At 66.2% G+C, this 12,924-nt stretch carries 12 protein-coding genes; 9 read left to right on the top strand and 3 right to left on the bottom strand.

Features of this window, described 5'->3' with window-relative positions:
* Positions 1 to 13 precede the first annotated feature (13 nt).
* On the bottom strand, positions 14 to 766 hold the full coding sequence (locus AC57BR_RS15435) for a type 1 glutamine amidotransferase (RefSeq protein ID WP_496362063.1): 753 nt from the start codon (positions 764 to 766) through the stop codon (positions 14 to 16).
* Complete coding sequence (locus AC57BR_RS15430; RefSeq protein ID WP_496362061.1) at positions 763 to 2,052, bottom strand: MurT ligase domain-containing protein; 1,290 nt, start codon at positions 2,050 to 2,052, stop codon at positions 763 to 765. The genes AC57BR_RS15435 and AC57BR_RS15430 overlap by 4 nt, the downstream gene beginning before the upstream one ends.
* Before the next feature lie 91 nt (positions 2,053 to 2,143).
* Here AC57BR_RS15430 and pdxT point away from each other — a divergent pair, with 91 nt between their 5' ends.
* From pdxT to AC57BR_RS15385, 9 genes are all read left to right on the top strand, one after another.
* The gene (gene pdxT / locus AC57BR_RS15425; RefSeq protein ID WP_496362059.1) at positions 2,144 to 2,875 is read left to right on the top strand and encodes a pyridoxal 5'-phosphate synthase glutaminase subunit PdxT; all 732 of its coding nucleotides are present in this window, start codon (positions 2,144 to 2,146) and stop codon (positions 2,873 to 2,875) included.
* A 3-nt stretch (positions 2,876 to 2,878) separates the two neighbouring features.
* Positions 2,879 to 3,634: a YebC/PmpR family DNA-binding transcriptional regulator gene (locus AC57BR_RS15420; RefSeq protein ID WP_003800675.1), complete on the top strand. Its 756-nt coding sequence runs from the start codon at positions 2,879 to 2,881 to the stop codon at positions 3,632 to 3,634.
* A 31-nt stretch (positions 3,635 to 3,665) separates the two neighbouring features.
* On the top strand, positions 3,666 to 4,244 hold the full coding sequence (gene ruvC, locus AC57BR_RS15415; RefSeq protein WP_496362057.1) for a crossover junction endodeoxyribonuclease RuvC: 579 nt from the start codon (positions 3,666 to 3,668) through the stop codon (positions 4,242 to 4,244).
* Positions 4,245 to 4,325: 81 nt separating this feature from the next.
* Positions 4,326 to 4,973, top strand: coding sequence for a Holliday junction branch migration protein RuvA (gene ruvA, locus AC57BR_RS15410; protein WP_496362055.1), 648 nt, complete (start codon positions 4,326 to 4,328; stop codon positions 4,971 to 4,973).
* Positions 4,966 to 6,054 (top strand): Holliday junction branch migration DNA helicase RuvB, encoded by a 1,089-nt coding sequence (gene ruvB, locus AC57BR_RS15405; RefSeq protein ID WP_496362053.1) that lies wholly within the window; start codon positions 4,966 to 4,968, stop codon positions 6,052 to 6,054. Before ruvA ends, ruvB begins: the two co-directional genes overlap by 8 nt.
* A 234-nt stretch (positions 6,055 to 6,288) precedes the next feature.
* Positions 6,289 to 6,684 (top strand): preprotein translocase subunit YajC, encoded by a 396-nt coding sequence (gene yajC / locus AC57BR_RS15400; RefSeq protein ID WP_496362325.1) that lies wholly within the window; start codon positions 6,289 to 6,291, stop codon positions 6,682 to 6,684.
* A gap of 100 nt (positions 6,685 to 6,784) precedes the next feature.
* Positions 6,785 to 8,542: a protein translocase subunit SecD gene (secD, locus tag AC57BR_RS15395; RefSeq protein WP_496362051.1), complete on the top strand. Its 1,758-nt coding sequence runs from the start codon at positions 6,785 to 6,787 to the stop codon at positions 8,540 to 8,542.
* A complete protein-coding gene (gene secF, locus AC57BR_RS15390) occupies positions 8,542 to 9,558 on the top strand; it encodes a protein translocase subunit SecF (protein ID WP_496362049.1) in 1,017 nt (338 codons plus the stop codon). The genes secD and secF overlap by 1 nt, the downstream gene beginning before the upstream one ends.
* A 231-nt stretch (positions 9,559 to 9,789) precedes the next feature.
* Positions 9,790 to 12,183, top strand: coding sequence for a RelA/SpoT family protein (locus AC57BR_RS15385; RefSeq protein ID WP_496362323.1), 2,394 nt, complete (start codon positions 9,790 to 9,792; stop codon positions 12,181 to 12,183).
* On the opposite strand, the gene AC57BR_RS15380 is transcribed toward AC57BR_RS15385, so the two are convergent.
* Positions 12,064 to 12,858, bottom strand: a complete 795-nt coding sequence (locus tag AC57BR_RS15380) for a hypothetical protein (RefSeq protein ID WP_496362047.1) — start codon at positions 12,856 to 12,858, stop codon at positions 12,064 to 12,066. The two genes, AC57BR_RS15385 and AC57BR_RS15380, sit on opposite strands and share 120 nt — an antisense overlap.
* Positions 12,859 to 12,924: the final 66 nt, after the last annotated feature.

Raw genomic sequence — 12,924 nt, 5'->3', positions numbered from 1 at the left:
GCCGGGTTAGTCCCTAGCGCGGCCGTCGGGCCGCGTGCTCACGGGCCAGGACGGCGTAGCGGTCATCCGGTTCGCCGGGGGTGAAGGTTCCGTACTTGCGTTCGACGGCGGTCCGGATCAGGAAGTCGGCGATGGCCGGGTTCTTGGGCAGCAGGGAACCGTGCAGGTAGCTTGCCACGATGTTGCGGTAGCGGGTGCCCTCCTGGCCATCGCTGCTGTTGTTGCCGGTGCCCTTTGCCACTGTCCCCAGAGGTTCGGCGCCGGGGCCCAGCGTGGTCTGGCCGCTGTGGTTTTCGTACCCCAGGACCTCGCCGAACTCGGCGGTGGTGACCTTGACGTTGCCGATCAGCCGCTCATCCGTGCCGTGGGTCTCCACATCCAGAACTCCGATGCCGGGAATGACCGGGCCCGAGCGGGTCTTGAAGAAACGGCCGAAAAGCTGGTAGAGCCCGCAGATGAGCAGCATGGGGGTGCCGTCCTCAGCCATCCCCTTGAGGAGGCTGGCCCGTGACTGGAGGTCGTCCTGGATAACGAGCTGGCCGCTGTCCTGCCCGCCGCCGCCCAGGATGATGTCCACTCCCTCCGGGAACTCGTCGCCCACGTTGTACTCGAGCAGTTCCGGCGTGTAACCGTGCCATTTCAGGCGCTGCTTCAGCACCAGGGCATTGCCCCAGTCGCCGTAGATGTTCATCTCCCGCGGGTACAGCTGCAGGACCCGGATGGTTCCCTTCGAGGCGGTAGTGCCGGCGGCTGAATCAGGGGTCAAGAGACCACCTCCACTGTGGTGATTTTGGACAGCTCACGGCGGATGGCGAGCATCGCGGTGTAGGTGCAGAAGACCCGCTTCGGCTTGCCTTTGCCCTTGCGGATGAAGTCGGCCAGGGCGGCCGGGATGTCAGTGCCCACCGCCCCGATCTGCACTTCGTCGTACTGCAGGCGCAGGGCCATGTCGTACGCGCGGGAGCCGGAGACCTGGTCCACTCCGTCCGGGCGCAGGGAGTCAAAATCAACGTCCCAGAGCCAGGACATGTCTCGGCCGTCGGCGTAATTGTCGTTAATGGCGATCATGGTGGCGTAGCCGCCCGAGGGGAAGGACTTGAGGCCAAGCCGGAAGCCGCTCGGGTTCTTGACCAGGACCAGATCGAGCGGGAGCCCGTCCACCGTGAGGCTTTCGCCGCGCCCGAACGCCGGGGCCACCTCGGAGAGGGCCCTCAGCAGGGTGCTGTGGTCCGCCGTGGCGGCACCGCTGCCGCAGATGCTGCGGGCCAGGGCCAGCGCAGCCGCGGCATTGAAGATGTTGTAGACGCCGCGGAGCTTCATCCCGGTGGTGACAGTGACGCCGTCGTACTCAAAATCGGCGTCATCGGCACCCACACGGCGGAGGACGACGTCGGCCTGCGGCCGTTCCGGCACCGCAGGTACGGGGCTGCCCGGCCCGGCACGGAGTTCGTCGTCGCTGGGGAAGGTGCCCAGCAGGGAGTCGTCCAGGCCAAAGTAGAGGACCTCGGGACCCTGCAGCGTCTCGGCGATCCGGGCCACCCGCGGGTCCTCGCGGTTAAGCACCACAGTCCCCGTGGTCTTGGAGGCGATGTGCTGGAGGAGCTGGGCGGTCTTGTCGATCTCGCCGAAACGGTCCAGCTGGTCGCGGAGGACGTTCAGCAGCAGGCTGTAGCGCGGCGGGACACGGTTGACGAAGTGCACGGCGTGCGCCTCGTCCAGTTCCAGCACGGCGATATCGGCGTCGAGCCGTCCCCGCCAGTCAACGTCGCCGAGCAGCGCGGCCGCCACGCCCCGGGTGAAGTTGCTGCCGGTGCGGTTGGTGAACACCTTCAGGCCCTGGCTTTCCAGCAGTTCCACCACCATCTTCGTGGTGGTGGTTTTGCCGTTGGTGCCGCTGACCACGGCGACGCCGTGGGGGAGGGTGGACAGGGTCCGCTGCATGAAGCCGGGGTCGATTTTTTCGACCACCAGGCCGGGTAGTGCAGAGCCTCCGCCCCTGAGCCGGGAAACCCGGCGAACGAACTTGCCGAGCGGAACGCTGAGGGAAAACATGCTCTGTAATATATCCCAGCAACGGCATGCAATGTGGCGGACGGCCTACGGCGGGCGCGGCTGCCCGCCGTCGGGACACTATGCTGTTTAGATGACCAATTCCCTTTCCAGCGCCCTTCCGCGCCCTGCCGGCGTGCCCCAAAAGCCCGGCACGGGCCTGCGCATCGGCGTTCTGGCGCTGCAGGGCGACTTCCGTGAGCACCTCCGGGCAGTCGAGACGGCGGGCGCCGCCGGCGTGGGTGTCCGCCGCCCCGCGGAACTCGAAGGACTCGACGGACTCATCATCCCCGGCGGCGAGTCGACGGCCATCGACAAGCTTGCGCGCGCCTTCGACCTCGCGGAGCCGCTGCGGCAGCGGATCGCCGACGGCCTCCCGGTGTACGGTTCCTGCGCGGGCATGATCCTGCTGGCGCACGACATCGCCGACCCCGCCGCAGACCTCGCCGGCAACCCCCAGCAGACGTTCGGCGGCCTGGACATCACGGTGCGCCGCAACGCATTCGGCCGGCAGCGTGAGTCCTTCGAGACCGACCTCGACTTCAAGGGCCTGGAGTTCAGCGCCACCGAGCACGGGGTTGCGCCGGTTCACGCGGTGTTCATCCGCGGCCCCTGGGTGGAGCGCGTCGGGCCCGGCGTTGAAGTCCTGGCGCAGGTGGAGCCAGCAGACCAGGAGCATGCCTCCCACGCCGCCGAACTGCAGGGGACGGCTAGAATTGTTGCAGTGCGTTCCGGCCAACTGCTGGCCACCTCCTTCCATCCGGAAGTGACAGGGGAGAAGCGCGTGCATGAACTTTTTATCCGCATGATCAGAGGAGAAGCGTAAAGCATGTCAGGCCACTCCAAATGGGCAACGACCAAGCACAAAAAGGCCATCATTGATAGCCGCCGGGCAAAGTCGTTCGCCAAGCTGATCAAGAACATCGAAGTCGCGGCCCGCATGGGCGGCCCGGACCTCGCGGGAAACCCCGGACTCGAACTCGCCGTCACCAAGGCCAAGAAGACTTCGGTTCCGAACGACAACATCGACCGCGCCATCAAGCGCGGCGCCGGGCTAACCGGCGAGGTCGTGGACTACACGGAGATCATGTACGAATGCCGCGGCCCGCAGGGTTCCGCGCTGCTGATCGAGTGCCTTACCGACAACAAGAACCGTGCCGCATCCGAGGTCCGGCTGGCCATTTCCCGGAACGGCGGCACCATTGCCGACCCCGGCTCTGTGAGCTACCTCTTCACCCGCAAGGGCGTTGTCACCCTGCCCAAGAACGACCTCACCGAGGACGACGTCCTCATGGCCGTGCTGGATGCCGGCGCCGAGGAAGTCAAGGACAACGGGGACACCTTCGAGATCCACTCGGACCCGAAGGACCTGCAGGCCGTCCGCGATGCGCTCAAGGAAGCCGGCATTGACTACGACACCGACGAGGCCGAGTTCGTGCCCTCCATGGAGGTGCCGCTGGACCTTGACGCCGCCAAGAAGTTCATGAAGCTCGTTGACGCCCTCGAGGACCTCGACGACGTCCAGAACGTCTACAGCAACGCTGACCTCAGCGACGAAGTTCAGGCAGCCCTGGAAGCCGAGTGATTTTCCGCGTGGCGGACCGGGCCGGTCGCACGTGACGCTGCGCGTACTGGGAATCGACCCCGGGCTGACCCGCTGCGGCATCGGCGTAGTGGACGTCGAAAAGAACCGCCGGGCCACCATGGTGGCCGTCGGCGTGGTGGGATCGTCACCCGAGGAAACGCTCGACCAGCGGCTGCTGGTGATCGCCCTCGCCATCGACGACTGGCTCGACCGCTACGAGCCCCACGTGCTCGCGGTCGAACGGGTCTTCTCGCAGCTCAACGTCAGCACGGTCATGGGCGTTGCCCAGGCCTCCGGCGTCGTCATCGCCGCGGCGGCCCGGCGCGGCATCCCCGTGGCTTTGCACACGCCGTCCGAGGTCAAGGCGGCGGTGACGGGCAGCGGATCCTCGAACAAGGAGGCCGTCACCAAGCTGGTCACCAAGATTCTCCGCCTCGATGCCCCGCCGCGTCCCGCGGACGCGGCGGACGCCCTGGCCCTCGCCATCACGCACGCGTGGCGGGCGGGCAGCGGCGCCAGCGTAGCCACCACAGGCCCCGGCAGCCAGTCACTGACCCCGGCCCAGCGTGCCTGGGCCGAGGCTGAGGCGAAGGCGCGCCGTGCACGCTGAATGTCGCCGGCCCTTGCTAGGGTATTCGTAGATATGTTCGGATAGTCGGTTTTTGCCGGCGCAAGTTCAGGAGCCCCGGCCTTGATTAGTTTTCTCCGCGGAACCGTGGCGCACGTCGGACTGTCCACCGCCGTCATCGACCTCAACGGCGCCGGCATGAGCGTCTACGCGACGCCCCAGACGCTCAGCAAGCTGCGGACCGGCGAGGAGGGGAAGCTTTTCACCTCCCTGATCGTCCGGGAGGACTCCCTGACCCTGTTCGGTTTCGCGACCGACGACGAACGGGAAGTTTTCGACGTTCTGCTCAGTGTCAGCGGTGTGGGTCCGCGGCTCGCCCTCGCGGTCCTCGCTGTGCACGACCCCGAGGCCATCCGGGTCGCGGCGCACACCGGGGACAGCAAGACCTTCACCAAGGTCCCGGGCATAGGCCCGAAAGTCGCCGGGCGCATCGTCCTGGAACTCGCCGGGAAACTGGTTCCGCACGGCACGGCGACGCCCGCGGGAGCGCCCGCTGCGTCATCGGAAGGCGTCTGGAAGCCGCAGGTTGTGGCCGCCATGACCAGCCTGGGCTGGTCCGAAAAGGACGCCACGGGCAGCATCGACAAGGCCCTGGCGGATGCGCCGGAGCTTGCCGGGGAAGGCAATGTTGCCGAGATCCTGCGCACCACGCTGCGCTGGCTGGGCCAGGACGGCGCCCGGGCGGGCAACAGGGTAGGCAGCCGTGGCTGAGCCGTCCCTGGTCGCCGGGGGAGAAGAGCCGGAGGAGCGGGCCATCGAGGCGGCGCTCCGGCCCAAGAACCTCGACGACTTCGTGGGCCAGCACAGGGTCCGCAAACAGCTCTCCCTCGTGCTGCAGGCATCCCGGATGCGCGGGCGCAGCGCCGACCACGTCCTTTTTTCCGGACCCCCCGGGCTCGGCAAGACCACACTCGCCATGATTGTTGCGTCCGAGATGAACGCGCCGCTGCGGATCAGCAGCGGCCCGGCCATCCAGCACGCCGGCGACCTCGCCGCCATACTTTCCTCGCTGTCCGAGGGTGAAGTCCTCTTCCTGGACGAAATCCACCGGATGTCCCGTCCGGCCGAGGAAATGCTCTACATGGCCATGGAGGATTTCCGCGTTGACATCGTGGTGGGCAAGGGCGCCGGTGCCACGGCCATTCCGCTGGAGCTGCCGCCCTTCACGCTGGTGGGCGCCACCACGCGTGCAGGACTTCTGCCGGGTCCGCTCCGGGACCGGTTCGGGTTCACGGGCCACCTGGAGTTCTATTCGGTGGAGGAGCTGGAGCTGGTGCTGCGCAGGTCCGCCGGCCTCCTGGACCTGAAGGTGAACTCGGCCGGATTCACTGAGATCGCCGGACGGTCACGCGGCACCCCCCGCATTGCCAACCGGCTGCTGCGGCGGGTCCGGGACTGGGCGCTGGTCCACGGGATCGAACAGATTGACTCCCGCTCCGCCTCCGCCGCGCTGGACATGTACGAAGTGGACAAGCGCGGGCTGGACCGGCTGGACCGGTCAGTGCTCGAGGCACTGATTACCAAATTCGGCGGCGGCCCCGTGGGTCTGTCAACCCTGGCCATCGCAGTAGGGGAGGAGCCGGAGACCGTGGAGACGGTCGCCGAGCCGTACCTGGTCCGGGAGGGGCTGCTGGGCAGGACGCCGAGGGGCCGGATCGCCATGGCACCGGCCTGGACCCACCTGGGGCTGGCAGTACCCTCGGGGGTCTTTGGCCAGGAAACCCTGGACCTGTTCGAAGCCGGGCCGGGCGACGAAGAATCGTCATCCGAATGGGTTTCCAGCACTCAGTAGCAGCGCCCTCCCAGCTTTTCCCTCTAGACTGGAAAGACGCTCGGCACGTCCGGGCTTTGTTTCCGTGTCCCGCTACGGCGGGCCGCCCGCGGCCGGTCTCCCGCGTCTGGGCGGGCAGCGCGGTGCAAAGCGGACGTCGCTGTCAACCAGCTACGCAAGTACAGAATGGAACTTCACTTGTTCGGACATATTACTGCCCAGGCCCAGCCGCAGGCCGGCGGCGGCATCGACATCATGACCATCCTGCTGTTCGTCATGCTCGGCGTTTTCATCTTCCTGATGTTCCGCCGCAACAAGAAGACCCAGCAGCAGCAGGCCAAGCTGCAGTCGGAGTTCGCTCCCGGCATCGAGGTCATGACCAGCTTCGGACTGTTCGGCCGCATCGTGTCGATTGACGAGGTGGAGAACAAGGTCGTTCTGGAGCTGTCGCCCGGCAACCTGGCCACCGTGCACCGCCAGGCGGTGAACAAGATCGTGGAACCGGCCGCCGAAACCCAGGCCGTTCCCGATGACGCGTCTTCTCTGACGGCCGAGGAACCGCTGGCCCCCGAGGCCAAGACCGGCACGGCCGACGAGACTCCGGACGAAACGCTCAGGCGCCTCAATGACGAGGGCAAGAAGGACATCTAGTCCGCCGCTTCCGCGCAGCACAGCTGTCTACGGCTGCGGAGCCGCCGGGTGCGACAAGGCTCGCTCCGGCGGCCCTCCGCAATTAATAGAAAGATAGGCAATGGCACGAACTGGCCGCAATAAACCATCCCTTCGGGTGCTGGTCTGGCTTGGCGTAATCCTGGCTGCCATGACGGCCGTCCTTGCGGGCGGCACAATGTCCGGGGTTGCCAGCTGGAGCCCGAAGCTTGCCCTGGACCTGGAGGGCGGCACCCAGATGATCCTGGCACCCAAGGTTGAGGGTGGCTCGGACATCAACGAGGAGCAGCTCAACCAGGCGGTGGCCATCATCCGCCAGCGTGTGGACGGTTCCGGTGTCGCTGAGGCTGAGATCAGCACGCAGTCCGGCCGCAACGTGGTGGTGAGCCTTCCCGGCACCCCATCGTCGGCGACCCGCGCCCTCATCCAGGCCTCCGCGGACATGAACTTCCGCCCGGTCCTCGTCACGGGCGCGGGGGCAGCGGTTCCCGCTGCCGAGCGGACACCTGCTGCCCAGCTGCCGAAGCCGACGGCCAAGCCGACGAACGCCAGCGATTCGAACTGGATCACCGCGGACGTCCAGAAGCAGTTCGAGGCCCTTGACTGTGACAACCCGGCCCAGGACAAGCAGGAACGTTCTGACCCGGCCAAGCCGCTGGTCACCTGCGAGCCTGCCACGGACCAGACACCCGCCATCAAATACATCCTGGGTCCCGTCGAGGTCAAGGGTGTGGAGATCCAGGGCTCGACCTTCCAGCTCCAGCAGGGCGCCCAGGGTGCCGTCACCAACGAATGGGCTGTAAACATCCAGTTCAACGCGGAGGGAACTGCCAAGTTCAAGACGGTCACCGAACGCCTCAACCAGTTCTACGTTGCTGCGGGCGGTGAGACCGGCAATGATCCCAAGTCCCAGTTCGCCATCGTCCTGGATAACCAGGTCATTTCGGCCCCGCGGTCCCAGGCCGTGATCACCGACGGCCGCCCACAGATCACCGGCGGCTTCACGGAACAGTCCGCCAAGGCGCTGTCCGACCAGCTCCGGTTCGGTGCCCTGCCCATCAGCTTCGACATCCAGAGCGAGCAGCAGATCTCCGCCACCCTCGGCGGTGAGCAGCTCCGGATGGGCCTCCTCGCCGGCCTCATCGGCCTGCTGCTGGTGGTTGTCTACTCGCTGTTCCAATACCGGGCACTGGGCTTCGTCACCATTTTCTCCCTCGTGGTGGCTGGTGCACTGACCTACCTGGCGATTGCCATTCTGGGCTGGACCGAAAATTACCGGCTGTCCCTCGCCGGTGTTGCCGGCCTTATCGTGGCCATCGGCCAGACAGCCGACTCGTTCATCGTCTACTTCGAACGCATCCGTGACGAACTCCGCGAAGGCCGGGGCCTGGTGTCGGCGGTGGAGAACGGCTGGAAGCGGGCCAAACGGACCGTGCTGGCATCCAAGGCGGTCAACCTCCTGGCTGCACTGGTGCTGTACTTCGTGGCTGTCGGCAACGTGCGGGGCTTTGCCTTCACGCTCGGCCTGACCGCCATCGCCGACCTCATCGTCGTCTTCATGTTCACCCATCCCACCCTGCAGCTGCTGGCCAGGACCCGGTTCTTTGGCGAAGGCCACAAGTTCTCCGGCCTTGACCCCGAGCGCCTTGGCGCGGTGCCGCTCTACCGCGGCGCCGGCAGGCTCCGCAGCCCGGAGGACAAGCCATCAGTGGTGCGCGCCAAGAACACCGGTGCCGCGGCTGAGGCTGAACGCCGGATGACCATCGCTGAACGCCGCCGCGCGGAGCAGCAGGAGCAGCTCGCCGGTTCCTCCAAGAGCCCGGCCAAGGAGGGCAAGTAATGTCCAGTTTCGCGAAATTCGGTAACGAGCTCTACACAGGCAAGCGCTCCTACGACTTCGTCGGGGCCAAGAAGATCTGGTTTATCGTGGCCGCTGTGGCGGTTGCGCTGTCCATTCTGATCCCGGTGGTCAAGGGCGGCTTCAACCTCGGCATTGAGTTCCGTGGCGGTTCCGAGTTCACGGTGTCCAACGTCAAGACCACCGAAGCATCCGTCGGAGAGAAGGCAGTGCACGACGTCGTTCCCGGCAGCGTGCCGCGCGTCGCCAACGTCGCCGGAACCACCATGCGGATCCAGACGGACAAGCTCTCCGATGACGAGACCCTCAAGATCAAAGAGGGCCTCACCAAGGCCTACGGCGTGACTGACAACGAGGTGACTTCCACCTTTGTGGGGCCCACGTGGGGAGCCGACGTCACCAAGCAGGCCCTGATCGGCCTCGTGGTCTTCGTTGCCCTCGCGACGGTCCTGATGGCCCTGTACTTCCGGACCTGGAAGATGTCCCTCTCGGCGATCGTGGGCATGCTCGTCACGATGTTCATTACGGCCGGCGTCTACGCCTTGAGCGACTTCGAGGTCACACCGTCGGCGATCATCGGGTTCCTGACGGTGCTCAGCTACTCGCTGTACGACACCGTGGTGGTGTTCGACAAGATCCGTGAAAACACGGCCGACATCGACTCCTCCACGCGCCGGACCTTCGGCGAGGAAGTCAACCTTGCCGTCAACCAGACCCTGGTCCGCTCCATCAACACCATGATGGTGGCCATCCTTCCGGTCGGGGCGATCCTGTTCATCGGGGCCGGCTTGCTGGGTGCGGGAACCCTGCGTGACCTTTCGCTGGCCCTGTTCGTCGGGATCCTGATCGGCACGGCCGCGACGATCTTCATCGCCGCCCCGATGTATGCCTGGCTGCGCCAAAGTGAGGCGCCGCTGGTCAAGCAGGCCCATCGTGTCAAGCAGCGCCGCGCTGACGCTGCCGCCAAGGCTGCGGCCGCCGAGCCCGCTAAAGCCTAGCGGCCTGTAATGCCTGGGGCGCCCGCGAAAGCATAGAGCCCCGACCTTGGACCGGATGCCGTCACCGCGACGGCATCCGGTCCTTGCGTTAAGCGCCTGTCCTAGTCGCGTCGGGCCGTCCGGGAACCGGGCTGCGTATTCGGTTGCGCCGTTGGTGACGGACGCGGTTATCAGTCGGGCCCGGAGCGGGAATAGACTGGGATAATTAAACGGGTCGTGAGGGGTACTTCATTGGAAGAAGGTTCGACGTCGGCGCCAACGGCAGCCGGAGGCAACGGTCCGGGCCAGGGACAACAGACTGGTCTGGTGGCTGCCGGGCGCCCGGCGCCCGGCGTGCCCGTGGACAACTCCGGCGTCCGGCCCACTTTCCCGGGCCGGCGTGAGCGCACGAGATCCCGCCTGGCACGTTTGACGGGCCGCAGCACCGCGACGTACTCGCCCATCCTGGAGCCGCTGCTGCGGACCGTCCGGGCGAACAACCCCAAGGAAGACTTCGACCTCATCCAGCGTGCCTTCGTGGTCGCGGAGCAGAGCCACCGCGGACAGAAGCGCAAGAGCGGTGACCCCTACATCACCCATCCCGTCGCCGTCGCAACGATCCTCGCCGAGCTGGGACTCAGCGGCACCACGCTGGCGGCGGCACTGCTGCACGACACCGTGGAGGACACGCCGTACACCCTTGAGGACCTTCGGGCGGACTTCGGGGCCGAAGTCGCCATGCTGGTCGACGGCGTCACCAAGCTGGACAAGGTCAGCTTCGGCGAGGCAGCCCAGTCCGAGACCGTCCGCAAAATGGTCGTGGCCATGGCCAAGGACATCCGGGTCCTCATGATCAAACTTGCGGACAGGCTGCACAACGCGCGCACGTGGCGGTTCGTCTCCGCCGAGTCCTCAGCCCGCAAAGCCAGGGAAACCCTGGAAATCTTCGCCCCCTTGGCACACCGGCTCGGTATGAACACCATCAAGTGGGAGCTCGAGGACCTGTCCTTCGCGGCGCTTTATCCCAAGGTGTACGAGGAAATCGTCCGCATGGTGGGGGACCGAACGCCGGAACGCGAAAAGAGCCTCAGCGTGATCCGGAACCAGATCGCCGACGATCTGCGCACGGCACGGATCAAGGCCACGATTACCGGCCGGCCAAAGCACTATTACTCGATCTACCAAAAAATGATCGTCCGGGACAAGGACTTCGACGACATCAACGACCTCATGGGCGTCCGGGTCCTGGTGGACTCGGTCCGCGACTGTTACGCCGCCCTGGGCACCCTGCATTCGCGCTGGAACCCGCTGCCTGGCCGGTTCAAGGACTACATCGCGATGCCGAAGTTCAACATGTACCAGTCACTGCACACCACGGTTATCGGCCCCGGCGGCAAGCCGGTTGAAATACAGATCCGCACGCACGAGATGCACCGCCGTGCCGAGTACGGTGTGGCCGCGCACTGGAAGTACAAGGACCAGCCGAACCGGACCGCCACCGGACCAGGCAGTCCGCGCGACGGCGACATGGGCTGGCTCCGCTCCCTGGTGGACTGGCAGCAGGAGACTTCCGATCCCGGCGAGTTCCTCGACTCGCTCCGGTTTGAGATCAACGCCCGCGAGGTGTTCGTATTCACCCCCAAGGGCGAGGTCATGGCCCTGCCGGCCGGTTCCACCCCGGTGGACTTCGCCTATGCCGTGCACACCGAGGTGGGCCACCGCACCATCGGAGCCCGGGTCAACGGCAAGCTCGTGCCGCTCAACAGCGAACTCAACCATGGCGACTGGGTGGAGATCTTCACCTCCAAGGCCGAAGGCGCCGGCCCGAGCCAGGACTGGCAGCACTTCGTCAAGAGCGCCCGGGCACGCAACAAGATCCGGCAGTGGTTCAGCAAGGAACGGCGCGAAGAGGCGATAGACCGCGGCAAGGAGCTGCTGACCCGCGCCATGCGGAAGCAGAACCTTCCGCTGCAGCGCCTGATGACGCACGACGCACTGGCCGCCGTGGCTGAGGACTTCAAGTACGTCGACATTTCCGGGCTGTACGCCGGAGTGGGCGACGGCCACACCTCCGCGCAGTCCGTCATGGAAAAGCTCGTGGAGAGCCTTGGCGGCAATGAAACACCCGATGACGACCTCACCGAAGTCAGCATTCCCACCCAGGTCAGCAAGGCCCGGTTCTCGGATTCCGGCGTGGTGGTCCGCGGCGTGGGCGACGTCTGGGTGAAGCTGGCCCGCTGTTGCACCCCCGTGCCGCCTGACCCGATCCTCGGCTTCGTCACGCGCGGGTCGGGCGTGTCGGTGCACCGGACGGACTGCACCAACGTGGCAGGCCTGAAGGACCAGCCTGATCGGATCGTCGACGTCGACTGGGCGCCGACCCAGTCAAGCGTCTTCCTGGTGGAAATCCAGGTGGAGGCACTGGACCGGAAGTCCCTCCTGTCCGACGTGACGCGCGTGCTCTCGGAGAACCACGTGAACATCCTGGCCGCCAGTGTGCACACGTCCACGGACCGCGTGGCCATCTCAAAGTTTGCCTTCGAGATGGGTGACCCCAAGTACCTCAGCCACGTGCTCAGTGCTGTGCGGCGGATCGACGGGGTGTTCGACGTCTACCGGACCACGGGCAACCGCCGGAGAAGCTAGCAGGGAGAGCTTCTCCAGCGCCGCGTTTTTGTGCGGCAGCCGGGGCATCGCCTCGACCGCCAGCACCAGGAGCCGGAGCCTGACATCGAGTTCGGGTTTCGCCAGGAGCAGCCGCAGTGCCGGAACCGCCCTCTCGGCCTCCACATGCAAGGCGATGTCCAGTGCAGTCCGGAGCGGACTCGAGACCATCAGGCCGCCCAGGCTGACGACGTCGAACGGGCCCAGGCGGACCTCGTGGAGAGTGCAGCCACGGGTGGAGCGAAGGCTGGAGATCCGGCGTTTGGCGTCCACCAGGAGGGCCAGCCGGTCCGGCTCGCGGGCGCAGCCGTAGATCCAGGCCGCGGTCATCCGTCCCGCTACCACGCGCCGGCGCACCGGGGCCGGTACCCCGTGGGCCGCGGCGCGTGCCCGCAGCTGCGGGGAGGCTGCAGTCCCGGGAACGGTGTAGCCGTGCTGATAGAGCTGCGTGAGCACGCCGTCAGCCGCCATGGACTGGAGCTCAGGCCAGGTGAAGGGCAGCCCCGGCGAATAGAGCTCCAGCAGCTGCGCGGGGGAGTCCGGAGACAGGGAATCGCCCCGGACCTGGAGCGAATGGGCCCGGGAGGCATGGGCCTGAAATGCAGGTGTCTGCGAAACAGGTTCCCGAGAAACAGGGGGCTGCGAGAACGGTGCCATTCCGTCATCCTGCCGGAAGCGGCCTTAACGGGTAAGGCCCCGTCCCGGTTATGTGGATAACCGGAA

It is taken from the genome of Arthrobacter sp. BGA-UO-ETr-C19 (genome assembly GCF_059568005.1).
Note: the sequence above shows the minus strand (reverse complement) of the source record. Positions and strands in the feature narration are given on the sequence as shown.